The sequence below is a fragment of the Lysinibacillus sp. G1-3 genome, from assembly GCF_056322905.1.
Genome location: NZ_JBWHYQ010000012.1, coordinates 108,026 through 133,287 on the forward strand (window position 1 = coordinate 108,026; position 25,262 = coordinate 133,287).

24 protein-coding genes are annotated in these 25,262 nt (G+C 35.6%); 15 read left to right on the forward strand and 9 right to left on the reverse strand.

The genetic code is table 11. The features are described 5' to 3' along the window. Positions 1-415: 415 nt before the first annotated feature. From ACVYAD_RS14480 to ACVYAD_RS14500, 5 genes are all read left to right on the forward strand, one after another. A complete protein-coding gene (locus ACVYAD_RS14480; RefSeq protein WP_476426925.1) occupies positions 416-934 on the forward strand; it encodes a TetR/AcrR family transcriptional regulator in 519 nt (172 codons plus the stop codon). Between the two features lie 205 nt (positions 935-1,139). Then, the gene (locus ACVYAD_RS14485) at positions 1,140-1,562 is read left to right on the forward strand and encodes a DUF3995 domain-containing protein (RefSeq protein ID WP_349658186.1); all 423 of its coding nucleotides are present in this window, start codon (positions 1,140-1,142) and stop codon (positions 1,560-1,562) included. 41 nt (positions 1,563-1,603) lie between these two features. Beyond that, entirely contained in the window at positions 1,604-2,224 is a 621-nt protein-coding gene (locus tag ACVYAD_RS14490) for a histidine phosphatase family protein (protein ID WP_476426926.1), read from the forward strand. Between the two features lie 194 nt (positions 2,225-2,418). Beyond that, positions 2,419-3,255: a D-alanyl-D-alanine carboxypeptidase family protein gene (locus ACVYAD_RS14495; RefSeq protein WP_476426927.1), complete on the forward strand. Its 837-nt coding sequence runs from the start codon at positions 2,419-2,421 to the stop codon at positions 3,253-3,255. 449 nt (positions 3,256-3,704) lie between these two features. After that, positions 3,705-4,970, forward strand: a complete 1,266-nt coding sequence (locus ACVYAD_RS14500) for a polysaccharide deacetylase family protein (protein WP_476426928.1) — start codon at positions 3,705-3,707, stop codon at positions 4,968-4,970. A 63-nt stretch (positions 4,971-5,033) separates the two neighbouring features. Here ACVYAD_RS14500 and gltS read toward each other — a convergent pair whose 3' ends face one another. Both gltS and hutG read right to left on the reverse strand, forming a co-directional pair. Then, entirely contained in the window at positions 5,034-6,218 is a 1,185-nt protein-coding gene (gltS, locus tag ACVYAD_RS14505; RefSeq protein WP_476426929.1) for a sodium/glutamate symporter, read from the reverse strand. Next, complete coding sequence (gene hutG, locus ACVYAD_RS14510; protein WP_476426930.1) at positions 6,215-7,180, reverse strand: formimidoylglutamase; 966 nt, start codon at positions 7,178-7,180, stop codon at positions 6,215-6,217. Before hutG ends, gltS begins: the two co-directional genes overlap by 4 nt. 140 nt (positions 7,181-7,320) lie before the next feature. Between hutG and ACVYAD_RS14515 the strand changes: the two genes are divergently transcribed. The 5 genes from ACVYAD_RS14515 to ACVYAD_RS14535 all read left to right on the forward strand — a co-directional run bounded on the left by ACVYAD_RS14515 (position 7,321) and on the right by ACVYAD_RS14535 (position 13,016). Then, the gene (locus ACVYAD_RS14515) at positions 7,321-8,208 is read left to right on the forward strand and encodes a LysR family transcriptional regulator (RefSeq protein ID WP_476426931.1); all 888 of its coding nucleotides are present in this window, start codon (positions 7,321-7,323) and stop codon (positions 8,206-8,208) included. Between the two features lie 659 nt (positions 8,209-8,867). Then, complete coding sequence (locus ACVYAD_RS14520; RefSeq protein ID WP_476426932.1) at positions 8,868-10,103, forward strand: acyl-CoA dehydrogenase family protein; 1,236 nt, start codon at positions 8,868-8,870, stop codon at positions 10,101-10,103. Further along, positions 10,100-10,876: an SDR family oxidoreductase gene (locus ACVYAD_RS14525; RefSeq protein WP_197140615.1), complete on the forward strand. Its 777-nt coding sequence runs from the start codon at positions 10,100-10,102 to the stop codon at positions 10,874-10,876. The genes ACVYAD_RS14520 and ACVYAD_RS14525 overlap by 4 nt, the downstream gene beginning before the upstream one ends. A 237-nt stretch (positions 10,877-11,113) precedes the next feature. After that, positions 11,114-12,157 (forward strand): phosphotransferase family protein, encoded by a 1,044-nt coding sequence (locus tag ACVYAD_RS14530; RefSeq protein WP_476426933.1) that lies wholly within the window; start codon positions 11,114-11,116, stop codon positions 12,155-12,157. Positions 12,158-12,797: 640 nt separating this feature from the next. Beyond that, on the forward strand, positions 12,798-13,016 hold the full coding sequence (locus tag ACVYAD_RS14535) for a DUF3955 domain-containing protein (RefSeq protein WP_476426934.1): 219 nt from the start codon (positions 12,798-12,800) through the stop codon (positions 13,014-13,016). Positions 13,017-13,070: 54 nt separating this feature from the next. Here ACVYAD_RS14535 and ACVYAD_RS14540 read toward each other — a convergent pair whose 3' ends face one another. Further along, entirely contained in the window at positions 13,071-13,556 is a 486-nt protein-coding gene (locus ACVYAD_RS14540; RefSeq protein ID WP_476426935.1) for a tetratricopeptide repeat protein, read from the reverse strand. A 315-nt stretch (positions 13,557-13,871) separates the two neighbouring features. Here ACVYAD_RS14540 and ACVYAD_RS14545 point away from each other — a divergent pair, with 315 nt between their 5' ends. Continuing rightward, complete coding sequence (locus ACVYAD_RS14545) at positions 13,872-14,717, forward strand: alpha/beta hydrolase (protein WP_476426936.1); 846 nt, start codon at positions 13,872-13,874, stop codon at positions 14,715-14,717. Positions 14,718-14,823: 106 nt separating this feature from the next. On the opposite strand, the gene ACVYAD_RS14550 is transcribed toward ACVYAD_RS14545, so the two are convergent. Further along, positions 14,824-15,222 carry a ribosomal maturation YjgA family protein gene (locus tag ACVYAD_RS14550; protein ID WP_476426987.1) on the reverse strand — a complete coding sequence of 133 codons (399 nt, stop codon included), beginning with the start codon at positions 15,220-15,222 and terminating at the stop codon, positions 14,824-14,826. Between the two features lie 298 nt (positions 15,223-15,520). Between ACVYAD_RS14550 and ACVYAD_RS14555 the strand changes: the two genes are divergently transcribed. Then, positions 15,521-15,991 (forward strand): DinB family protein, encoded by a 471-nt coding sequence (locus tag ACVYAD_RS14555; protein ID WP_476426937.1) that lies wholly within the window; start codon positions 15,521-15,523, stop codon positions 15,989-15,991. A 541-nt stretch (positions 15,992-16,532) separates the two neighbouring features. Here ACVYAD_RS14555 and ACVYAD_RS14560 read toward each other — a convergent pair. Together ACVYAD_RS14560 and ACVYAD_RS14565 are read right to left on the reverse strand one after the other, a co-directional pair. Next, on the reverse strand, positions 16,533-16,949 hold the full coding sequence (locus ACVYAD_RS14560) for a YjdF family protein (RefSeq protein WP_476426938.1): 417 nt from the start codon (positions 16,947-16,949) through the stop codon (positions 16,533-16,535). A 452-nt stretch (positions 16,950-17,401) separates the two neighbouring features. Further along, a complete protein-coding gene (locus tag ACVYAD_RS14565) occupies positions 17,402-17,977 on the reverse strand; it encodes a GNAT family N-acetyltransferase (protein ID WP_476426939.1) in 576 nt (191 codons plus the stop codon). Between the two features lie 248 nt (positions 17,978-18,225). On the opposite strand from ACVYAD_RS14565, the gene ACVYAD_RS14570 reads away from it, so the two are divergent. Continuing rightward, positions 18,226-18,984: a class I SAM-dependent methyltransferase gene (locus ACVYAD_RS14570; RefSeq protein WP_476426940.1), complete on the forward strand. Its 759-nt coding sequence runs from the start codon at positions 18,226-18,228 to the stop codon at positions 18,982-18,984. 123 nt (positions 18,985-19,107) lie between these two features. On the opposite strand, the gene ACVYAD_RS14575 is transcribed toward ACVYAD_RS14570, so the two are convergent. After that, a complete protein-coding gene (locus tag ACVYAD_RS14575; protein WP_476426941.1) occupies positions 19,108-19,863 on the reverse strand; it encodes a DUF1266 domain-containing protein in 756 nt (251 codons plus the stop codon). A gap of 395 nt (positions 19,864-20,258) precedes the next feature. On the opposite strand from ACVYAD_RS14575, the gene ACVYAD_RS14580 reads away from it, so the two are divergent. Next, complete coding sequence (locus ACVYAD_RS14580; RefSeq protein WP_476426942.1) at positions 20,259-21,104, forward strand: MBL fold metallo-hydrolase; 846 nt, start codon at positions 20,259-20,261, stop codon at positions 21,102-21,104. A gap of 188 nt (positions 21,105-21,292) precedes the next feature. Here ACVYAD_RS14580 and ACVYAD_RS14585 read toward each other — a convergent pair whose 3' ends face one another. Together ACVYAD_RS14585 and ACVYAD_RS14590 are read right to left on the reverse strand one after the other, a co-directional pair. Next, positions 21,293-22,702: a sodium:solute symporter family protein gene (locus tag ACVYAD_RS14585; RefSeq protein ID WP_476426943.1), complete on the reverse strand. Its 1,410-nt coding sequence runs from the start codon at positions 22,700-22,702 to the stop codon at positions 21,293-21,295. Beyond that, complete coding sequence (locus tag ACVYAD_RS14590) at positions 22,703-24,019, reverse strand: aspartate aminotransferase family protein (protein WP_476426944.1); 1,317 nt, start codon at positions 24,017-24,019, stop codon at positions 22,703-22,705. 267 nt (positions 24,020-24,286) lie between these two features. Between ACVYAD_RS14590 and ACVYAD_RS14595 the strand changes: the two genes are divergently transcribed. Beyond that, positions 24,287-25,186, forward strand: a complete 900-nt coding sequence (locus ACVYAD_RS14595; RefSeq protein ID WP_476426945.1) for a LysR family transcriptional regulator — start codon at positions 24,287-24,289, stop codon at positions 25,184-25,186. Positions 25,187-25,262: the final 76 nt, after the last annotated feature.

A 25,262-nucleotide genomic window follows, 5' to 3' on the forward strand; every position in this document is an offset into this window, starting at 1 on the left:
ACAAAACCTGTTGTTGCTGCCGCTTCGCTTTCGCACAAAAAACATCTGTTGGCCCAAGTCTCCGGCGAATGTCACGGAGAATCGGAAAGAGTTCTTTGCAAGCATAAAGCCGATTCCGGACGCAATTTGCCGAGGCATGATTCATAAGTTATCGTTGAGGCCAGGAATAAATTAAAATTTAGCCTCAGCTATTTACAAAAAAATATGATCAATAAAATGAAAAAAGGAGAGAAAGATGAAAAAACTTTTAGCTTTTATATTAATATGCGCTTGTATTTTACCAAGGGTAATGAACATAAATATTACGATCAACAATAACATTAAAGTACATAAACAGAATGATAATTGACAAAAAATGAAAGTAGTAGTAATCTAGCTAAAAACATACGCAACCGTATCTTATTGGAGAGATAACATGCAATTAACGAGGGAAGATTGGATAAAAGCAGGGTTACAACAATTAGCTGATGAAGGAATACATAAAGTTCGCGTCGAAGCACTTGCTCGATTGTTAAAAATAAGTAAAGGGAGCTTTTATCACTATTTTCGTGACCATCAAGAGCTGTTAGATTCTATGTTTGACTATTGGGAAGTACATGCAACAAAGCTCATTGTTCAAAGTATGGAGCAACCGGATGCCTCATTAGAGCAGCTATTACAAATTAGTTTTAATCGAGATAAAAAGATGGAGATTGGCATTTATACTTGGGCAAAATATGATGCTGTTGTTGCAGAACGCTTAGTGAATATTGAAGAACAAAGAATTTCGTGCGTTGCGAAATTGTATCAAAAAAAGGGTGTAGACAATGCTGAATCGATTGATAGAGCCAGACTTGCCTATTTAACGTATGTAGGATGGATGACAAGGTTTGAAGAAAATCCTAATTTTGATATTGATAAAATGGTTGAACTTTTAACTTCTTTCAGCGATTGACAAAATATCTGTTTTTGCTGTCGCTACGTTAGCACTACGCTTTTGCACAAAATTTCATGACCGAATCCGGCCGCAATTATGCCGGGAATAATTGAATACACGATTTTAAATGTCCCTAATATAGTTATAGAACTTGAAGGGACAAATTTAACCGTATAACATACGGTGACGTATGTTATGGGGTAACGACATTGGAGGCAACTATATGCAATCAATTTTACCGTTAATAGCTGTGGGGTTTCTGTGGTTTATCAGTTTGTTGCATGTGTATTGGGCTTTTGGAGGGCGATGGGGTTCTGCTGCTGTAATCCCAGTGAGAAAGGGAGAGTATAAACCTGCATTTACGCCGAGAAAATGGGGCACATTATTCGTAGCCATTCTTATTCTATTTGCTAGTATCATTATCGTTGTGCAAGGTGATTATTTACTGGGCTTCAAAGCAAATAACCTTTCAAAAATCGGAAGTATTATCTGTGCTATCGTTTTTACTATTCGGGCGATTGGTGATTTTAATTACGTTGGATTTTTCAAAAAAATAAAACATTCACAGTTTGCTAAATACGATACTTGGATCTACAGTCCATTATGTTTGTTCTTTGGAATTGTCTATATCTTATTAGTATTTTAAAATAAGAGACAGATCGGGAGAATTTATAGGGGGAAACAATAATGAATCAAACGATTTACTTACTCCGTCATGGGGAAACGGAATTTAATACACAAGGACGATACCAAGGAGAGCTCGATACTTCATTAACAGAAATGGGTGTACAACAAGTACAACAGAACGCACAAATGCTGAAAAGTTTAATTGGAAATCCTGATGAATGGAAAATTGTGTCGAGTCCATTAGGAAGAGCGATGCAAAGTACTGAAATCATTTGTGAAACAATAGGATATGATGTGAAAAAAGTTGAAAAAGATGAACGATTAACAGAGGTTGCTGTGGGACAATGGGCTGGGTTAACAACGAAAGAAATTGAAAGTTCTTGGCCAAACCTTTTTCAAAATACAGATGTGTATAACTGGTATTTTAATGCGCCTAATGGAGAAGCTTATGACTCGGTAGTGAGCAGACTAAGTACTTGGTTAATAGACATTCAACATGTACCAAATGTGATTGCTATTTCCCATGGTCTAACAGGTCGTATTTTACGAGGAATTTATGCAGATTTAAAAAAGGAAGACGCACTGAAGCTAGAAGTGTCTCAAGATGTATTTTTTAAATTAACGGATAATACGATCACTAGAATATGTTCAGATTTTGATGATGTTTATCTTCATTTATAATGTTTTTTCTCGAAAGTGTAGCGACAGGTACAGAAGACTCCTACCTTTGAAGGTGGAGAAGAATGAAGATAAAGTCTCCTGACGCAATTACACCAAGGCGAAATTAATTAAAAAATCTTAAAAATTTCTTCATAAATTTCCTACAGGAATATTCATAAATGCCTCCTATTATAATGAGTGGGGGGCGTTTTTTTATGAAGAAATTTGTCGTATTTTGTTTTACATGTGCGGTTGTATTCTTTTTTTATTTTACAAATAACTCAACGGAACAAACCGAAATAGAGCTACCTTCGTTGCATAGTAAAAATGCGTTGTTGCTGAATGCAAAAGGAGATATATTGTTCGAAAAAAATGCAGATGCCATTATTTATCCTGCATCATTAACGAAAATTATGACAGCGATTGTTGCCATTGAAATGACTACTGATCTGCAGAAGCAAACAATCGTTGAACCACAAACGATTTCTAAATTTACTGCTCAAAATGCTTCCATGGCTGGCTTTAAGGCAGGAGATTTTGTGACGATAGAGGATTTATTATATGGTACATTGCTTGCTTCTGGGGCAGATGCTACAGGAACACTTGCGGATGCGATTGCAGGAAGTGAAGAATCATTTGTGACATTAATGAATAATAAAGCACATGAATTAGGGTTGAATGATACTCATTTTGTGAATACCAGCGGATTACATGATCCTGCTCATGTCTCCAGTGTACGAGATATTAGCAAGCTGTTTCGTTATGCTATCGAAAATCCTATCTTTTATCAAATTTTGACTTCAAAAAGCTATAGTACTCATGTGCCTAATGCATTAACGATAACAAGCTCACTTTTGACCAAAATACCAGGCGGAGAAGGTGCAATATTGGGAGGGAAAACGGGCTATACACCTGAAGCGGGTCTTTGCTTAGCGTCAATAATCGAAAAAGATGATAAACGATATATATTCGTGACGACGAATGCGGATGGGCAGGCCTGGACACCACCATTCCATATTGAAGATGCTCTGACAGCGTACGATTCGCTGTAGGGAAAAATATGAAGAAATAACAACTTTTTAATCGTTTCAACCGTCTTCTTAATAGGGAGCACACATAAACACTTGAAAAAAGGCGTCTTGGGAGCCTTTTTTCGAAATATATGGGATAGCTAGGGATAATCGATCAGTTTTTGATTTAAGAGGGGAGGTGTTATGTGATCATTGAAAGTTTTTTAGAAAAAAATAAGCAAACAATTCAACAATATGCCGTATTTTATTACTTGATTGGAGTGGAGGTTGGGCAACTCTAGGAAAGCGCCCAGCCCGAAACGGAAATCAATCCTACGTTATACTGTGTTCCATTTTTATTCACAATAACTAGTTAATTCCTACTATTTCCTGGTACAATCTATTAATCTATAATTAGAGTCGAATTCTATACTTTAATAGAAAAAGCACATGAGAAAAGACATCTGTGATGAAAAGGGCGGTGTAGAACAATGAAAAAACTTTTACCCTTTGCAATTATTTTGACATTTTTAATTAGTATTGTGTTTGTAGATAATGAAGCTGCAAATGCTGGGGGTACATCTGTTATTCAATCAGTAGCTAAAGACACAGCAATTTATGAAGAACCTTCCTTAGAAAGTACCGAAATTGGTCAAATAACGAAAGGTAGTTATGTAACAGCTACACCTGTAAGTAAGAAATGGACTCAAATTAAAGTGCAACAGCTAGAGGGATATGTTGAAACGGCAGCATTAGTAAGCACTACACCTGAAATTTATTTAGTGACGCAAAAAGGCGGAACATCTTTATTTACATATCCTAGTCCCAATGCACAAAAAACGGGACTGCTAAATGAAAACAGTATTATCTTTGTATATGGATCAGCACCTGGAGGTTGGTCATTTGTTCAATATGGTCATCAAACAGGCTATGTTGCAACAAACTCTTTAAAGAAACCTGTTGCGACAACAAAACGAGTAAATGCTGCTAATGGCGCTGTGCTTCGTTTAACTGCTAGCCCAAATGGCGAGATTCTTGGTACGATTGCTAATAAAACAGTCGTTCAACAGTACACAACGCTAGTTGGCTGGGCTTATGTAGAAGCAGGTGAACAAAAGGGCTATGTGAAAGCTTCAGAGCTGGCAAATATCCAAATACCTGGTAATAAAATATATAACAAAGGTGTACCAGTAGCGAAAGGGGAAAAGAAACGTGTGGCTTTAACATTTGATGATGGGCCAGATGCAAAAGTTACCCCACAAATTTTAGCGACTTTAAATAAATATAATGCAAAAGCAACATTTTTTATGGTTGGGCCAAACGTCTCTAAAAACTCAGCAATCGTAAAGAAAGTTTATGAGGCAGGTCATGAAATAGGTAATCATACATGGAACCATCCAAAGTTAACAGGCTTATCGCCAGCAAATGTTAAACAAGAGGTTGATCGAACTAGCAATGCTATTTATGCATCCATCGGTCAATATCCAACGGTTTTCCGTCCACCATATGGTGCAGTGAATGATAAAGTTCGTTCTGTCATTACAATGCCTTCTATTCTATGGTCAATCGATACATTAGATTGGAAGCATCGCAATGCTGATAAAATATTAGCGTCTGTGAAAGCATCAGTGAAAGATGGCAGCATTGTTTTAATGCATGATATTCATCAAACGACAGCAAATGGTTTGGAAAATGTAATTCTTTACTTGCAAAAGCAAGGCTATGAATTTGTAACTGTTAGTGAAATATTACAATAAACTATAGGCAATAAAATAAGGCCGTGTAACTGTCTAACTATGACAATTGCACGGCCTTATTGATTATTTAAATAGATTAATAGTCGTAATAATAATTGGAATACCGAATACGTCGATTAAAAACGCTCCTACAATTGGTACGACAAGAAATGCTTTTTTCGATGGACCGAAGCGTTGGACAACTGCTGACATATTAGCCATCGCATTTGGCGTTGCCCCTAAGCCGTGTCCGGCGAAACCTGCAACCATAACTGCAGCATCGTAGTTTTTACCAAGAATCTTAAATAATACAAAGATACTAAATACGACAATGAAGAATACTTGCGCGAAAACAATAATGAATAATGGAAGTGCTAAATCAGCAATTTCCCATAATTTAATACTCATTAGGGCCATAGAAAGAAAGATCCCTAATGTTACATCGCCGATTAAAGAAATGCTTTTCATGTTAATCGCTTCAGGGTTAATTTTATCCATAATATTGCGCACTAAGACAGCTACAAACATTGCACCAACATAGCCAGGGAGTACGAAGCCAGTAGCTTCTGAGAATAATGTTCCAACATATGTACCTATTGCCATACAGAACGTGATGAATAATACTTGTGTAAAGAATGAATCAGATGTAATTTGTTCATTTTTATTTTCAAAATCAACTTCTTCAGTTTCTTGTTCATCTGGCGTTAAATTGTATTTACCAACTAAGTACTTTACAATAGGACCACCGATTAAGCCACCAGCAACTAAACCACATGTAGCTGCCGCCGCACCGATTGTCATGGCTGAAGAAATACCTAACTCTTCTAATGTTTGTCCGAATGCTGCAGCGGCACCATGACCGCCTTCCATAGAAACAGCGCCAGCCATCATACCGATTAATGGATGAATCCCCATTAGTGAAGCAAGTGACACACCAATAACATTTTGCATTAAAGCTAAGAAACCACAAGCTAACCAATAAATAACTAATAATTTTCCACCAAGCTTCACAAGTTTAAAGCTAGCCCCTAAACCAATTGTTGTGAAGAAAGTAATCATAAATAAACTTTGTAACGACGTATCAAGCGAAATTTCTATGACGTCTGTTGTCTTTAGAATTGTTGCTAATGCGGCGAATAGTAAGCCACCAACAACAGGCGCTGGTATACAAAACCTTTTTAAAAAACCGATTTTATTAATAAGCCAGCTGCCCAATGCGAATAGGGCAACCGCTAGAAATACTGTTGTAATTTGATTAAATTCGATCATGAACCATGTCTCCTAAGTAAGTGATTTAGTGCTTCATAAACAAAATAAGCACCTAATTTAACTGTGTGTCCGTTCTCATCCAGTGAAGGATTTACCTCACAAATATCAAAAGAATGTGTATTTGGATGCGAAGTTACTGTTTGAAGTATTGTGCGAACAGTTTTTGGATCTAGTCCAAACGGTGATGGAGCACTGACTCCTGGTGCAAATGCAGCGTTTAGCACATCCATACATAACGTTAAAAGGATATAATCATGATTATCCATAAATTGCTGAAGATCATGTAAGATTTGCGCCATATTTTCTGACGTCAGGTTATCTTCTAACACATAATTTACATTCAACTCATCTGCTTTATCAAATAGCTCTTTTGTATTACCGTAACGTTGTATGCCTAGAACAAAGTAATCGGCATGTGGATCCTGCTCTAAAATCTGACGGAACATAGTGCCAGACGATGGTTGTTCATCATATGGTCGTAAATCGAAATGAGCGTCGATATTGACGATCCCAATTTCTGCATCTTTAGGTAACGCTGAGCGAACGCCTAAGTAATGTCCGTATAGTGTTTCGTGTCCTCCGCCAAGCACGACACATTGTAATTTTTTATTTAGCAATGTTTTGACAATTTCACCGAGCTCACGCTGTGCATCTTCTAATGCATGATTTAGACAAATAACGTTACCAACATCAATAATTTGCTGTTCATCATCAAATGTCCAAGGTAGGCTAGATAATGCCTCTCGCAGAGCATTAGGTGCACTTGCTGCGCCTATACGTCCTTGATTACGACGTACACCTTCATCACAAATAAAGCCAACAATCCCGGCATGGTGATTATCTGAGGCACTGACATCATTAATAGGAATTCTTTTTACTTTTTGATGTAAACGAAAACTACTCGTATTAGTAGTTGAATCTATACGACCTTTCCATTGTTTTTGATCTGTCACTGTATACATATCAGTATCAACTCCGTTTCCAATATTATTGTAGTGAAAATATTGTTATGAATAAATTATATATTCGCATAATTATAATATCTAATATATAATTATTATTAATCTATAGCTTTAAACTATAAATGGGAAGGGGTGTTGTTGTGGATATTAAACAATTGCAATATTTTATAGCAGTTGCGGGGCAAATGAATTTCTCGAAGGCTGCTGAAAAACTGCATATTTCTCAGCCTTCTCTAAGTAATGCAATCAAAAAATTAGAGCAAGAAATTGGTTCACCTTTACTTGAAAGGAATACTAGAAACCTTCAATTAACAGAAGCGGGCGAGCTTTTATATGAACGAGCAAAAGTTATATTGAAAAACATGGAAGTTTTAAAAATAGAAATGGATGAGGTCATCGTACGAGGCACGGGCGAAATAACGATCGGCATTATGGAGTCGATTAAGCATTGGCTCCCAAAAGTCATTACAGAGTATAAAAAAGATTATCCCCAAATGATGATTCATCTAGTAGATATTTTAGGAAGTAAACGTGTGGAAAAATCGCTTAAAAACTATAAAACACATTTAATTATTACAAATCAAATCATGGAAGATGAGGATCTCGAAGTTAAATACTTATATGAAGAGAGACTTGTAGCCGTTTTACCATTAAATCACCCTTTAGCAGAAAAGGAAAGGTTGACGATCGCTGATTTAAGTAAGGAGCCATTTATTATAAGTACAGAGGGCTTTCAAACGAGACAAGATATTTTAGATGCATTCGCAAGGGCTGACAAAAACATTAATATACAATTTGAAATTGAACGTTTTGAAACGGCTGTGTCTCTTGTACGTGAAAATTTAGGGATTACCATTCTACCTGAAAATTATTTAAAAGGTCCTACAGCTAAAACGATTGTACAAAAAGAAATAGATTGTCCTAATTTGCGACGAAATGTGTATGTTGTGTATTTAAAAAACCGTCATCTACCTTTAGCTATTCGTCAATTGCTTACTGATATTATGACAGTAGGCAAAACGCATTAAAATGTTAGAGACTAATATAATTGGAAAGAGTAATTTCTTTGAATGGGAAGTTACTCTTTTTATCTTACTTTTCGCTTACCAATTTTAAAAAGAAGAGGCTCACTGGACGACCTAGGAAAATCAACCCCACGCTATGGTAATGAGCCATACAAGGGAATTTCTTATAAGTTTTAGTCCTTCATCAGAAGTTTGAGATGTCATTTTGAAATGCATGTCATGTGAATATGTTGATTGTAGTGGAGACTGGCGACTCCTTGGGGATCAGCAATAGAGGAACGAAGGCTAAAACCATCACGTCCTGTGATAACGCCTTCGTGACCAACATCGTGGAACGGAAATCAACCCCATGCTATGATGATGAGCTAAAGTAAAAAAAGCGACTATGAAAATACCAAATCATAAAATTTTTAATCAAAAGAAGCTATTTTGATTTTAATATACATATTATGTCAAAATAATTTTTGGTTTGAGTTATATTATCGTAATGTGATGACTTATTTGCTTAAAATCTTATATTAAGTATGAATTTTCTCTATAATTCAAATTTTTGATTAATAGACATTGATTTACAAGAAATATAGCGGTAACATTTAATGTAAGAATAAAAATGAATATTCATTCATTTGTCATTTTGGTGTTCAAACAAAGGGGGCTTTTTTATGAACTTTTCTTATAGCGAAAAAGTAGTAGAACTGCAAGAGAAGCTGACAAATTTTATGGAGCAATACATTTATCCGAACGAGGCAGTGTTTGCTGCACAGGTAGAGGCAATGGAGGATCGTTGGGGAGCGATTCCGCCAATTATGGAGGAATTAAAGCAAAAAGCAAAAGAAGCGGGCTTATGGAATTTATTTTTACCAGATAGCGAATATGGAGCAGGTTTGACGAATTTAGAATATGCACCTTTATGTGAAATAATGGGACGCTCTTTACTTGCACCAGAAGTTTTTAATTGTAATGCACCAGATACGGGAAATATGGAGGTACTTGTGCGTTACGGCTCAGAACAGCAGAAAAAACAATGGCTAGAGCCGTTATTACGTGGGGAAATACGTTCCTGCTTTGCAATGACTGAGCCAGCAGTTGCCTCTAGTGATGCAACAAATATCGAGGCAAGCATTGAACGTGATGGCGATTATTATATTTTAAATGGACATAAGTGGTGGACAACAGGAGCTGGGGATCCACGCTGTAAAATCGCCATTTTTATGGGGAAACATAAAGATACTACAGCACCTATCCATGAGCAACAGTCGATGATCTTAGTGCCGATGGATACTCCTGGAGTGAAAATTGAGCGTATGCTTACTGCATTTGGCTATGATCACGCACCAGAAGGACACGGTGAGGTGACGTTTACGAACGTTCGAGTGCCTGTTGAAAATATATTGTGGGGAGAAGGAAAAGGCTTTGCGATTGCACAAGGTCGTTTAGGGCCAGGTCGTATCCACCACTGTATGCGTCTTATTGGAGCCGCTGAACGTGCATTAGAGGAAATGTGTGTGCGTGTAAGTGAGCGACACGCTTTCCATCGAGCACTCGCAGACCAAGGTGTGATGCGCGAGCGTATTGCGGAGTCCCGTATTGATATTGAGCAGGCAAGGCTCTTAACGTTAAAAGCGGCGTATATGATGGACACAGTAGGGAATAAAGAGGCGAAAGCAGAAATTGCCATGATTAAAGTAGTGGCGCCAAATATGGCATTAAGAGTGATTGACCGAGCGATTCAAGCATTCGGTGCTGCTGGAGTAGGACCTGATACGACGCTTGCTGCACAATGGGCAAACTCCCGTACATTACGATTAGCAGATGGACCGGATGAAGTGCATCGTAACACAGTTGCTAAGCTGGAGCTTAAGAAGCATGCCAAAAAACAAGAGGAGCTGGTTAAATGACGGTACTAGATTTATTTAGCTTAAAAGGGAAAACAGCCATCGTAACAGGCGGAGGTCGTGGTCTTGGAGCTCAAATCGCGCAAGGCTTTGCAGAAGCAGGTGCTAACGTTGTACTTTGCTCAAGAAAGGTTGAGGCATGCGAAGAGGTAGCGGCAGAATTAGCTGATTTAGGTGTACAAACATTAGCGCTTGCCTGTGATGTAACAAAGCCAGAAGATATAGCGAATGTAGTGTCAAAAACGCTTGAAACATTCGGCCAAATTGATATTTTAGTCAATAACAGTGGGGCGTCTTGGGGTACTCCTGCTGTTGAAATGCCATATGAAGCTTGGCAAAAAGTCTTCGATGTTAACGTCAATGGTACATTTTTAATGAGCCAAGCTGTTGGCAAAATAATGCTAGAACAAAAGAGTGGAAAAATCATCAATATCGCTTCGGTTGCAGGGCTTGGTGGTACATTACCTGAATTCATGGATACAATTGGTTATAACGCAAGTAAAGGCGCGGTCATTACGCTAACGAAAGATTTAGCCGTAAAATGGGGACCATATGGCGTTAATGTAAATGCGATTGCTCCAGGATTTTTCCCAACAAAAATGTCAAAGGTTTTAATTGAGCGCGGACAAGATTATTTAATGGGCGTGACACCGTTAAAACGATTAGGAACTGAAAATGACCTAAAAGGTGTTGCATTATTTTTAGCCGCAGCGGCCTCAGATTATATTACGGGGGATGTTTTAGTTGTGGATGGCGGTATGAGCTCAATCATTTAACTTCTTTCAGCAATTATTTTCTGTAGCGAAAGTGAAGCGACAGGTACAGAAGTCTCCCACCTCAATAGTGGTGAGATGAATGCAAATTTAAGTTGCTTTTCATCGGGTGTCCAAACACCGCTGAAATAAGTTAAAGCCTCCGGCGGATGTCACAGAATCGGTAAGGAGTTCTTTGTGCAAGGACAAAGCCAATTCTGGACGCAATTATGCCGAGGCATAATTGATAGGAGGGGTACAATGGATACGATTCAAGTAAGGGCAAGTGAACGTATAGATGAAGTGAAATTACACTCATTTTTAAAGAGTCAATTTTCGGAATTACCAAAGGGGAAACTAGAAATTTCACAGTTTAGTGCTGGACATTCAAATTTGACTTATTGCCTAAAAGTAGGCGAATTTGAAGTGGTTCTTCGACGGCCACCACATGGTCCAGTTGCCAAAAAAGCGCATGATATGAAACGTGAGTTTACGATTATATCGGCATTACATCCATTTTTATCTGCAGTACCTAAACCGTATGTGTACGTTGATGATCGAGATATAATCGGCAGTGATTTCTTTCTAATGGAACGCAAAAAGGGTATCGTACTAGATACTCATTTCCCATCTGGCACTGATAATACGGAGGAATTAGGACGTCTCGTTTCGGAAAAGATGGTTGATTCACTTGTAGCTCTTCATGCAATACCCTATAAGGAAACGCAATTAAAAGATATGGTGAAGCCAGAAGGATTTATGGAACGGCAAGTACATGGGTGGATTGAGCGCTATGACAAAGCGAAAACGGCAGAACATGCTGAAGTAGCAGCGTTGACTAATTGGTTAGAAGACCATGTACCTTCTAATGGTGAAGCTACTATTATTCATTATGATTACAAGCTTAATAACGCTATGTTTTCCGGCGATTACTCTGAAATGATTGGTCTTTTTGATTTAGAGATGACAACTGTAGGGGACCCATTAGCAGATTTAGGGGTAGCTATGAGCTATTGGATGCATGCAGATGATCCAAAAATGTTACTATACGCATTTGGAGAACCACCAATAACGACTTTACCAGGGTTTTACACACGTCAGGAATTCATAAATCGCTATGCAGAGAAAAGCGGACGTGATGTTTCGACCATCGATTATTATATTACATTTGCCTACTTTAAATTAGCTGTAATTTGTCAGCAAATCTATTATCGATACGTCAACGGTCAAACAAAAGATGATCGTTTTGCACAAATGGATAAAATGGTAGCTGCTCTAATTCATCAGGCATCCAAAGCACTATAAATATAAAGAATAACGGTTGCTTGTCCGAGCAGCCGTTATATTATTGTTAAAACAACAGATTATCCGACATTTGTATTTATATTATTAAGATGTATTCTCGCACCCAATTTATTTTTATAACAAAATATTCCCGTGAAGAAAATCAAGGGAGTGCGAATGTGTGTTCTTATTTTATCATATTTCACTAATTTAACAAGCATTTTGGCTAAAAAGGGGAAGGATGTGTAGTTACAATAATTATTTATTGTTTTACGATAAATAATTATTGACTTAGAATGAATAACAAGATAATATGTCATTAGCAAGTTATGAATCAAAGAGAAGTATCAAGATGGGTAAAATTGATAATTGTATTTTGTGCTTTATTTGGTTTATTGTTCTTTATTTATGTAGGCCACAAATAGGCAAGGATGTTTTACTAGACTTAGTAAGAAAAGCAAGTGAGATAAAGCAGGATAACATTTGGGGTGTGTAAACGAACTAGGAAATACAATGGCGAATGTTTCTATCTTGAAAAATGAAAGGCAAATGCCGCTAAATTTTCTACATTAGAAAAAATTATGCGAAGTTTTAGACTGTTAACAAGGTGACATTTTGGAATATAGAAAAAATGAGGATAATGAATAATAGGAGAAGAACGATGAAAAAATATATACTTGCAACTTTACCGATTTTAATAGGAGTTTTATGTTTATTTACGAAGGGATTTATCGGGGATGAAATGCTGCCAGATGGTAGCCTCATAGAAAGAAATTTCTTTTTAATTCCTTTAAGTTATTTATTTTTCTTTAGCGGTATAATTTCAATATTATTTGTTGCAATTATTTCTACCGATAAAAAAACAAATATTGTGAAGTAATATGAAAAGATCAGGTTACCAAATAGGAACCTGATCTTTTCTGCGTTTATTTAGCTATTCCCACGTTTGATCAAGTTTATCACTGTAAAACTTTATAGCTTTACGATAGTCTTTTATACCTTCATTATTAGTAGTGTCGGCTACAGTATTTAATAAAATTTCCATTGCCTTTGAATGTTCATTGAGATTATAGAGAGCCATAGCATAGAATACCTTTACATGTTCGGCTTCTGGAAACTCACTTAAAGCTTGTTCAAAAATACGTTTTGCCTGTTCATATTGCCCTAATGTACGATAAGTACTTCCTAACCCTACATAAGCATCTAGTAAAATTTCTGGTTTGAGCCCTAGTTTTATCGCTTTTTCATAGTGGGGGATAGCATCATTTTCTTTTCCTAATGAATCATATGTCCATGCACATTGAAATTGATAATATCCATTTTCAGGCTCTTCTTTAACTAGTTCTACCATTAATTGATTTGCTTCCTCCAATCGACCATTCTCCCGCAAGGTTATGATGTGTTGTAGTTGTTTATCCATTTTCTTGTACCCTCTAACTTTCTATATTTTTCTAATATTTAATAATTTTAAACTGTTAAATTCATATTGTATACTTGGTTCATGTTTTAAAAATTTTACTTTTCTATATTATCAGGCATTTTGATAGGGGAAATATAATATATTATTGTTCAATAAAAGGCTTTTTAAATAACATACAAAATAATAATGAGAGGTGAGGTAGGATGCTGGAGCGTTCTATGGAGAAAACACGTGAACATAAAATAGAAAGGGAGTGATAAAAAGAAGAGCATTAAATGATAGCTCTTCGATATAAAAAGAAAAGAGGACATTATAATGAATAGTTATCAAAGCATTTTAAATGAAGGATTTGAATTAAAATATTATGTGAAGGGACAAGGTAAGCCGATATTGGTAGTGGGTAGCAGTGTATATTATCCACACTTGTTCTCTGAAAATTTATATAAACATTTTCAATTTATCTTCTTAGATCATAGAGGTTTTGTGAAGCCACCACGTGCTTTAAAGAAAGAAGATTATACTTTGGATAAAATTATCGAGGATATCGAAGCAACAAGACAATTATTAAAGCTTGAGGATTTTATCATTTTAGGACATTCTGGACATGCATTTATGGCCTTGGCGTATGCCGAAAAATATCCTCAATATGTTCAGAAGGTCATTTTATTAAATTCAGCACCAACAAACAGTCAGGAGAGACAGCAACAAAGTTTTTCATTTTTTAATGAGACGGCTAGTGCTGAACGAACAAAGCAATTTGAGCAAGATATTGCTTTGTTAGAGAATGACATTCACAATGATCCAGAGAGAAGATTTGTGCATATGTGTATTCGTATGGGAGCGCATAGTTTTTATGATTATACATTCGATGCTGCTTATATGTGGGATGGCGTCTATACAAATATGGATGTTATTGATTATCTTTGGGGTGTAGCTTTTGCTGAACGAAATCTAATTCAATCTATGGCTCACTTAGATAAACCTATTTTTGTAGGGTTAGGAAGGTATGATTATTTAGTCGCACCTGTTTCACTTTGGGATGTAATTGACGATTCATTTGAACATGTGAAGAAGGTCGTTTTTGAAAAAAGCGGCCATAACCCAATGTTTGAAGAACCAGATATTTTTGATAAAGAATTCATCAATTGGATTAATGAATAGACGATGACCATTCTTCATATTGGTTTGTAATAAAGATTGCTCATTTAAAATATGGTTCATTAATATAACCCTAAATATAAAATCGCTAGAGACTTAATATAATTCTCTAGCGATTTTTCATGTAACTTCGAAGCGTGAACTTAATTGTCGCCGTATCCAAAATAGTAGCAATTATGATTCCTGCTGAATATCGAACCAAATCCTCTACAAGAAAACCTTTGCCAAGTATCAAAGCCCCGAGCGTAGTCCCTCGAATCTGATTAATCCAATCTTCCTGATATAACTGGCTAAATTCAATGCCGAAGCTAAACAAAAAACTGAGCAAGATAGCTGTGAGGGCGCTTTTACGCACTAGCAGCAATCGAAACCCGAAATAGACCATCATAGCCCATAGTATGTCCCCTGCGTTCTGCGCTACAAATGATGGGAGTAGGGTACTCCAATTTCTTGAAGCTAAGCCGAGTGAAATGGTGATAGCAATAGCTATCAAATAAATTATTCGCATTTTACGGTATTGCAAGTTGATAGGTTTATGCCCATTAGTCAATAGAATCACTCTTTTTCGCGGATTGATTTAGTATTCATTAATTTTCAGTATATCTCATAAATGGTGTCAGCAAGAATTATATGTTTATAAGCCTTAGAGGAAATGATCGATTTGTACTATAAGGTGAAACTAGGGAAAGGCTTTAATGCAATGAGAAGGGAGAATAAGTCAAAAAGGCATCTTTAAAGATAAATTTGATATTACAGATTAACCCAAATAGTGTTATTGTTAATTTAATTAACTTAAGGAGGATAAGATGAATATATATTGTAAAAGCGCATTACATCAAATTAAATTTGCTATAACGACAATAGTTGAGATGATAGAAAAGTTAGCAGAACATGACTTGAAAAAAAGACCTACACCTAGCAAGTATTCCATAGGAGAGCTGCTAGAACATATTGCTATTATTTGTGTAGCTGATTCACTTATTTCAGATGGGGCATCTCAAGACAAGATGAAAAAGTTTTATTTAAGTGTTTCATATAAGAATCTAAATGAGATGAAAGATGCATTGATAAAAAATTATCAATTTTTAGAAGATAAATATATGAATTATACAGAAGTCGAGCTTCATGAGAAAATTACTTCTTATTGGGGTGTAACATACTCACGATATGAATGGTTATTAGAGATCCTAGCTCATGTTTATCATCACAGAGGGCAATTAAACTCTATGCTTGTTCATTGTTATGGGATAGAACCAAACGTTCCATTGTTTGAATAGAAATTAACTACTTAACAAACAGGGGGCTTTTAGCCAAAATTACTATCACAATAACCAGAAATATCTCTAAAGATCATTTCAAAAAATCCATCACCTGAAAAACTAAAGTTTTAAACCGTAGTAGAAAATATATCATCTTGTTCTCTCAAAGCATACATATATGGACCATATAATAAACAGTCGATAAGTGCAAATGTAGCAGATTCCTCTTGTAGCTACAACTTTAGATTATATACTTATATGCCAAAGCTCCAAATTACAAGTAATACTTAAGATAAATAAGGGTAATTTAAGTAAATTGGAAAAATGTTGTTTCCGTCTTGTTTATTAACGTGATGCCGATTGTTCAATTAGAGCGATCGCTTCTTGTGCTAACGAAGCAGTTGAGTTGATCTAGAAGGAGTAGAAAGTTACTTTAAACAGAAATATCAAAGTGAAACTGTAAATTTCATAACTATATTGAATGAATATCTGAAAGAAAATATACAGTAATCAACGAATAAAAAAACTGACAACTAATGTTGTCAGTAAAAAGAATGAATTACCTACCTTTATGTTTATTTTTAGACTTTTGAACTTTGATATTCCTAATATATTCTTTATGTTCATCTTTTAGTCGTTTGCAGGTAACAGATTTTTCTTTTTTTCTAAGTTCCAATTCTGCTTTAAGCGCTTCTTCAGCCTTAGTAGAAATACTAGGTTTTTTTAGTTCTTTCGCTACTTTCCTTTGAAGTCTTTTAGGATTGATTTTTTTTACTTTCTTCTGCTGGATAGGTATTCCGCTATGTTTATCATTATGTTTGATAAAATCCAACAAATTCGTATTTACAAAATCATAGACTTCTTGATCTTTAGGTTCTTTTCCAAAAAAATACCGGTATGCTTTGTATTTGTTTTCGGAAATGTTTTCTATTAGCCCTATATAAAATTGTCCATCATAACAAATGGTTAGTTTCATAGTAGGTCCCTCCTTAAAATTAAACTCGAATGATGGACATCCCAAGGAGGGGAAGGTTATTGACATCAAAATTATGATGCATCCGGACTACCAACCGAATCGTAGTTTTTCATTCAAGTATGTATTATAAACGATATAGTGATTTTTGTAATGAAAAATTTGGATATTAATTATTAGTTAACTAGAAATTGATACAAAATAGAGAATCTCATAAAGTAGAAATTTAATTACTGAACAATATGAGTAAGTTAATAAATATGATGCAATCTGCTTTTTTGTAAATATGCAAAAAACAGTTAAACAAACGAAGGCTGTAATAATAGTTCAATTCTAGAAATAACAAAACAAAAAATCATATTGATAAAATATATCTTTTAGTTTTAATAGTAACAATCTTTGGGGATCTAGCCGAAATTTAAGACTTAAACACAAGCTTTATGAACCTCACCCAATTATTTATCTATGATGTATTCTTCTTTAAGCAAACCGTATATTTCTAAATCTACAACACCTTTACCAGACCACACTTTAGCTTGTCTCAAAAGTCCTTCTTTTAGAAAACCATTTTTCTGGAGAACCTTTTTAGATGCTTCATTTAACGGCATTACTTCGGCCTGTATTCGATTTATATTAACTTCCTCAAATAAAAATTTGACAAGTATGTTAACCGCATCAGATGCAAGACCTTTACCCCAATAGTCCTCTGCTAAATAGTAACCAATCGTCACCATATTCACTTTTTGATTAAATTCCATTGCTTCTATAATACCTACTAATTGATCGCTATGAGATTTTTGAAAAATGCCCCATTTAACTATGTTTTCCTTCTTGTAATCTCTATCAAAATGCCCAATCATTTTACTCACTGTTTGGATATTATGTTTAGGGATTATCCCGCAGTATTCAAATACTTTTTCATTATCATAAATCGCAAATAGTTCCTGTAAATGTGCATCTTCAATTTTTTTTAGTACTAGCTTTTCGGAGTTTAATAATGGGAATTCTGCAAACACTTTTTCTTTATTCATAGCATTCTCTCCTTATTTTTTAATGAGCACAAGATCAGCAGTAAGGTTCTTCTGACCATTTTTCAGCTTATTTGGGAATTTAAAAACTATTTGTAAAATTTATATTAATTATGTATAATTTTACTATATTCTTTACGAAAGTGAGTGATTAATTATGAAAGTCAGCTCTATTTTTTCATCAAACATAAATAAGGTGTGGAAGAACTAAGTCTAATAGATTCTTCTGCAAAAAAATCGGAGGAATTACTTTGTATAGTGATTACGGTCCATTATGTACAGAACTTTATGATTTGACAAAACCAGTAGGATATTCTATTGGTGGGGATATTGAATATTATCTAGAACGACTAAAGGGAACTAAGGGAAAAGTGCTTGAAGCAGGGGTTGGTTCGGGACGCTTCTTAATTCCTTTACTTGAAAAGGGATATAATGTTGAGGGAATTGACTACTCACCTGACATGTTAGATTTATGCAGAAAACGTTGTGAAGAAAGAGGATTCATGCCAAATCTATATGAAGGTAACTTGAGCAATTTTTCAATAGACTCAAAATATGAAGCGATTGTTATGCCTACAGGTTCTTTATGCTTAATAGAGAATTCAAAAGATGCAATGGATGCATTAAAATGTATGTATAATCATTTAATACCTGGAGGACGCTTAATTGTAGACTTGCTTTTACCTACAGACTGGCGAACAGGGGAAACTTCTTCATCTTACTATGAAATTTCGAAAGAGGAAGGAATTGCATTAGAAAGAAAAGCAGTTGAAATGAACTGGATCGATCAATTTACTTTAACCGTTTTGAAATATGAAAAATGGAGAAATGGTAAATTAATAGATACAGAATTGCAAAGATTTTCGTTGCGATGGTACGGCATAGAAGAATTCCAGCATATATTAACAAGCTTAGGTTTTTCTGATATTACTTGTTCAGCTGAATATATTTATGACAAAAAGCCTTCAAAAGAGCATTCATTAATTACATTTGAAGCTGTTCGTAAATAAGTAAACCTGCTAGATTTTAGCTAAGAAAGTAGCTAAATATCTAGCAGGTTTTTGTTTTAATTATCATTCATTTCTTTGTACTCTAAATAGAATACTCTCTTAGACCTTGTCCAATGTTAAGTTTTAGACTATTTGTACCGCTGTTCGATTAATACTAAATTCATTCCAAATCGAACCATCTTCTTTTAGCAATTCTTTTCCACTCCAAATGATGTCGTAAATGTCACCCTCGTAAGCAATGGCACGACCAAATGCAAATGAAATAAAGTAGTCATTCCATGATTGGAAGAAATGGCTGCCGGCATCAGCTGCTCTTGCAATATAGCCCCATGCCTGTTCTTCGGATAAATAACCAACTATGTAGCTCCATCTTGCAATATTTACAGCTCGGTCAAAATCCCATGCGGCAATAGTGTCCACACGGTCATAGTCTGATTTTGCAAAGGAAAGCTGCTTTATCATTACTTCTTGCGCAGATTCATAGCATTTCTGCGATTTGCCCACTTCTTCCTCTGTAAAAGTCTGTCCAGCTTTCAACGCCATAAATAATTCGTCATATCTTGCACGATGTCCTTCCATAAGAAGCCATTCAAGGGTTGCTACAGCTTCTTCTGGATTACTAACGTCCCAGAATGAAGAAAGACCTTCTTTCAAAGTCACGTGATCTACCTTCACCGGCAGTATCCGAGGCGACTCAGACCGGTAAAGAGCTATATTTGCACCGTAGGCAAGCAAATGCTGTTTCTCTTTCGGTAATGGGTTAGCCGCTTCCATTTCTAACTGTGATTTTTTTGCGTTTTTCACAATTCGTTTGCTCGCAATAATTAAACCAACAATAAGTAAAACCACAACAGCTATAATAATTCCTACAATTTTCAAATTACTACATTCCTTTCCGTGTTTTTATTTGGCGAAGTTTAAACGAGAATCATTTACTTCGAACAAAATACAGTAAAATTATACATTTATAGGTAGCAATATACAATGAAACTATTTTATTACTTATCGATGAAAGTGAGGATGATATTTGTAGGTACGAGTGATTGAAAGGCACTAAAGATAGGGACATGAAGCGGAAGTTAGCTCTTGATGTTTTTTTAACAGGTGATATGGATGCAAATTTAAGCTACTTTTCAGCGATCAAGTACTCAAACACATGCTGAAAGAAATTAATGCTTTAGGAAAATTTAAAACCCAATTTTTTCTTGCTATATCTTTACAGTATAAAGGAAAAATATGATTGTCTACAATTCAATGAGGAAGAAGGGATTTTCATGCATGAAAAAATGAACTATGGTAGCGACTTTAAATATATTCCTGCGACATCAATTTGGAGTGGTGATGGTGTAGAAGTTTTGCCTGATTTATACCAACATACGATTCAAATTGTTAATATTGTTCTCTACGGTGAACCTCATAAGAGAGAGTTCGTATTAATTGATGCAGGCATGCCAAAAAGTGCAAAGGAAATTATTTCGATAGCTGAGGAGAGATTTGGATCAAATAGTCGACCTAAAGCGCTAATTTTGACGCACGGTCACTTTGATCATGTTGGGGCGATAATTGATTTAATTGAACACTGGGGTATGCCGGTTTATGCACATTCTTTAGAATTACCTTATTTAACGGATATAAAAAATTACCCTAAACCTGATCCTAGTGTAAATGGTGGCTTACTAGCAAAAGTTTCATCCATTTATCCGAATGAAGCGATTAACTTAGGAAACAGCATTGAGGCACTTCCTTCCGATGGTAGTATTCCATTTATGGATGGTTTTAGTTGGGTTCATACGCCGGGTCATACGCCAGGGCATATATCTTTATTTCGCGAAGAGGATCGAGCATTAATTGTTGGAGATGCATTTGTTACGGTTAAACAAGAATCACTCTACAAAGTATTGCTACAAAAAAAGGAAATTAGCGGGCCACCGCGATATTTCACGACGGATTGGCAGGCAGCTTGGGATTCTGTAAAAAAATTAGAGGCGCTAAAACCTTCAGTTGCTATTACAGGACATGGATTACCAATGAAGGGAGAAGAGCTTACTAGAAATTTGCATAAGCTAGCTACTGAATTCGAGCAGATTGCTTTACCTAATCACAGCAAATTTCTGAATTAACATAGTAAAAGGGTCACTTTTAATGATAGAAGAAAACATAAGGATTTCATGATGATGAAGAAATTTTCCATGAAAATGCTTTTCCTCTTTTCCTCATAAAAAAACTGCATCTCCAATAGTTAGATGTGTTTAACTTTGGAATGCAGCTTACATTAAGTTTGTGTGAAATTGAAACTTTCTATAAATGTTTACTTGTAAATTGTCGTATCTTTTTTGCTCACCTCAATGTTATTTTCAGGAATAATAAGCGTGAAACCTATAATAACGACGAGTCCAGTAATTAAACCATAAATAATCGGAAGTGTAGAAGTAATGCCAAAAATAATAAATGAAATAAAGATAACTAGTGAACTAGCAATAATAGAATAGAAAGCAGCTTTACTTGTTACACGCTTCCAATAAAGACCGATGATGAGAGGTACAAAGATAGCACCTGATAAAATTGCATAGGCCATGTCCAATGCTACGAGTATATTTTGGATCCATACTGAAAAAATGATGGCTAATCCACCTAAGCCGAGTATGACGATTCGCGATGTATTGATGATATCTCTATCAGTCATTTCTTTTTTTACGTAAACTTTAATAATATCATTCGTAATTAGGGTTGCAGAGGCAAAAATAGCTCCTGAAGCATTTGACATAAGTGCAGAACAAACACTAGCAAGAACAAGTCCCAATAAGCCTGGTGGAAGAATTTCTAATGCAAGACTAGTAAAAGCAGATTGAGATTCCCCTAGATTTGGAAGTAGTACAAGTGCGCACATACCTACTATACTTAGTACTAAACCATATAAAACACTGTATACACCGGCCGATATGGCACTTCTTTTCGCTACCTTTTGACTCCTCGCTGTAAATACACGCTGCCAGATGTCTTGAGAAACCATTAAACCAAAGAAGTACAATAAAAAGTATTGGAAGATACGATCCCAGCCGATATTTGTAAGACTTAGATGCGCTTCTGGCACACTACTAAATAGAGCTGTTAAACCTCCGACACTGTTTACGCTAAACGGGAACATAATGAAAAATACACCGATAGTCATTACTATAAATTGTATAATATCGGTTAAGGTAATACTCCACATTCCGCCTAAAATTGTATAAAAGAGCACGATCCCTCCGCCAATAATCATAGAAGGAATAGGGGACCAGCCCAGTAACACGTGAATTACATTTCCCATACCAATTACTTGTGTTACCACGACCATGAGGGTATAGATGGCTGTAACAATCGCACTAATAAGCTGAGTTCCTTCACCAAAGCGCTTTCCTAGTAACTGACTAATAGTAAAAACATCATACCCACCAATTTTATTAACGACGAAAAGACCCAAGGCAGCTATTCCAAAGCCCATCATCGAAACAAACCAAAGACCAGAAACCCCGTAATCATAACCTAATGTCGTTGAACCCATAGTAGCCGCACCACCAATAATAACAGCTGCTAAACAACCAACATGGCTGTAGTATCCTAGACGACTTCCTGCGAGGATAAAATCTTTTTCAGATTTCGCTTTTTTGATTCCGATTATGCCAACAATTATTAATGCCCCAAAATAGATAAGAAGAACTAAAGTATCCAGTATATTCATTTATACACCTCCGAAACTTAATTCTAATTCGTATTCAGTTATCGCTTCGTCAAGCAAGGAAATTCCTAAGTCTAAATGTTCTTTATCTATATTTAAAGGAGGCATCATTCGAATTACCTCACCTTTATTTCCGCTCAAATAGTAAATAACCCCTTTGTGCAGACACTTCTCTAGGATATTCATTAAACCCTGACCATTTGGTTCTCGGGTTTCAGGATGAATAATTTCAATTCCTAGCATCAAACCAATTCCACGGACATTGCCAATCGTGGGATGTTTTTCTTTTAAATGTATTAATTTATTTAATGCATAGTCACCTGAAATTCTAGCATTTTCCACTAAACCTTCTTCTTCGAGAACATCTATTGTAGCGCATGCGGCTGCACATGCAACAGGGTTTCCGCCAAATGTAGTACTATGACTGCCAATTGTCCATTGTTCCATTAACTCCCGTGAAGCTACTGTTGCGCTTAGGGGCAAGCCACTTGCAATTCCCTTTGCAATCGCCATGATATCTGGGGTCACGCCAAATCGATTTGCTGCAAACCAGCCACCAGTTCGACCAAAACCAGTCTGAACTTCATCAAAGATTAATAAAATTCCGTATCGGTCACAAATTTCTCTTATTTTTTGTAACCACGCCTTTGGAGGAATAACATAGCCACCTTCTCCTAGAACAGGTTCTAAAATAACAGCTGCCACTTCATCTGGAGCCACCTGATGATTAAATAAACGTTCAAAATCTTTTTCAACATGTTCTGACCAGTATTCATCATGGTTTAAACCTTCTGGTGTTTCCGTTAATTGAGCATAAGGTAATTGATATGTCATATTTGCTCCAACCGGTAAATTCCTTCTGTATTTACTTTTCGATGTAGTAAGACTTAAGGCGCCCATCGTTCTTCCGTGGAATCCTCCAAGGAATGAAACAACGTAAGGTCTCTTAGTTACATGTCTTGCTAATTTTACTGCACCTTCGATTGCTTCAGCTCCGCTATTTCCAAAGAAAAAACAATTTAATGACTCTGGTAAAATCCTTTTCAATTTCTTAGCTAATAAAATAATTGAATCATAATTAATAATACCGATAGGACCATGAACTAAATGATCGACTTGTTCTTTAATAGCTGTAATTACCTTTGGATGTCTATGCCCCGTATTTTCTGTAGCAATACCTGAAGTAAAGTCTAGATACTTTCTGCCGTCGACTCCTATATAAAAAAATCCCTCCGATTTTACTACGTGAAGATTTGGAAAATCCTTCGCCATTGTGGGTGCTAATAAGCCATCTTCGTTAATGTTTTTCCAATCAATCATAAACTCATCCCCATTTCATTTGTGTTGAAAGAATTTTCCGTTAATTCAGAAAATATGTCAAATACATACCATTAGAAATATTAATAGTTAAAAAATGTTATTTCAAACAGGATTTCCATAATTGTTTACAGTTTAAGTGTAAAATAATGGAAGTTAAATGCAAATCTATTTCTTAAATGGAAGTAGGGGTATTATTACTTTATAATGGAAATACATCTTTGGAAAAAATTTATTTGTGGGAATAAGGGGAAAGTAGACGGTGATTAGATGGAACTAAGGAATTTAAAAACCTTTCAAGTAGTCGCAGAAGAATTAAATATCACAAAGGCTGCCAAAAAATTAGGGTATACACAGCCAACTATTACGCTACAAATCCAGTCTTTAGAAAAAGAACTGAATCACACTCTATTAACAAGAATTGGTAAAGAGACGCTGCTAACAGCTGCTGGAAAAAAGTTGAAAGACCATGTCGATAGCTTATTTATCTTTATAGATAAGTTAGAAAAAGACATGGATGAACTACATGGACCATCTGGGATTCTGACGATTGCTGCCTCGGAATATTATTGTACTCAACATCTTTCGCCGATTGTAAACGCTTATTTGGAAATATACCCGACTGTAAAAATAAACCTTCTACCATTAAATAGTGTACATGCTATCAAAAGTGTACGAGACTATGTGGCGGATATTGCCATTATAGCGAATGAGTGTAATGATATCGATATTAGTAAAAGTTTTTTAGAGGAGGAAAAGGCTTATTTAGTTGCTTCTTCTGAAATTTGCAAAGGAAGAAGTTTTCATGAAATTTTAAGAGAAGCTACCTTTATCTCCTATGACTATCATTGTAGTTTCAGCAATATCATAGAACAATACTTCAAAAAAGCCGATTATCAACCTCAGTCCACTATTATGGTTGGTGGAAGTGATGAGATGATAAAGCGTGCCGTGTTGAACGGAACTGGCTTTGCGATTTTAGGTCAAAATGCTATTGAGAATGAAATAAATGACGGTTCGATCACGATTCTCCAACATATTTCAGCATCAATAATAACATCAGCCATTAATTTAAAAGTACGTTCAGATGAACCGAATATACTAACGTTTCATGAATTTTTACAAAACGCCTGGCCCGTAAGCAATAATCTTAGTGAATCATTAGGTTAAATTGCAAAATGGGAATTAGATAATAGGAATAAAATATTGAAAAAAAAAAGAGCTGTAGCAAATAAATTTGCTACAG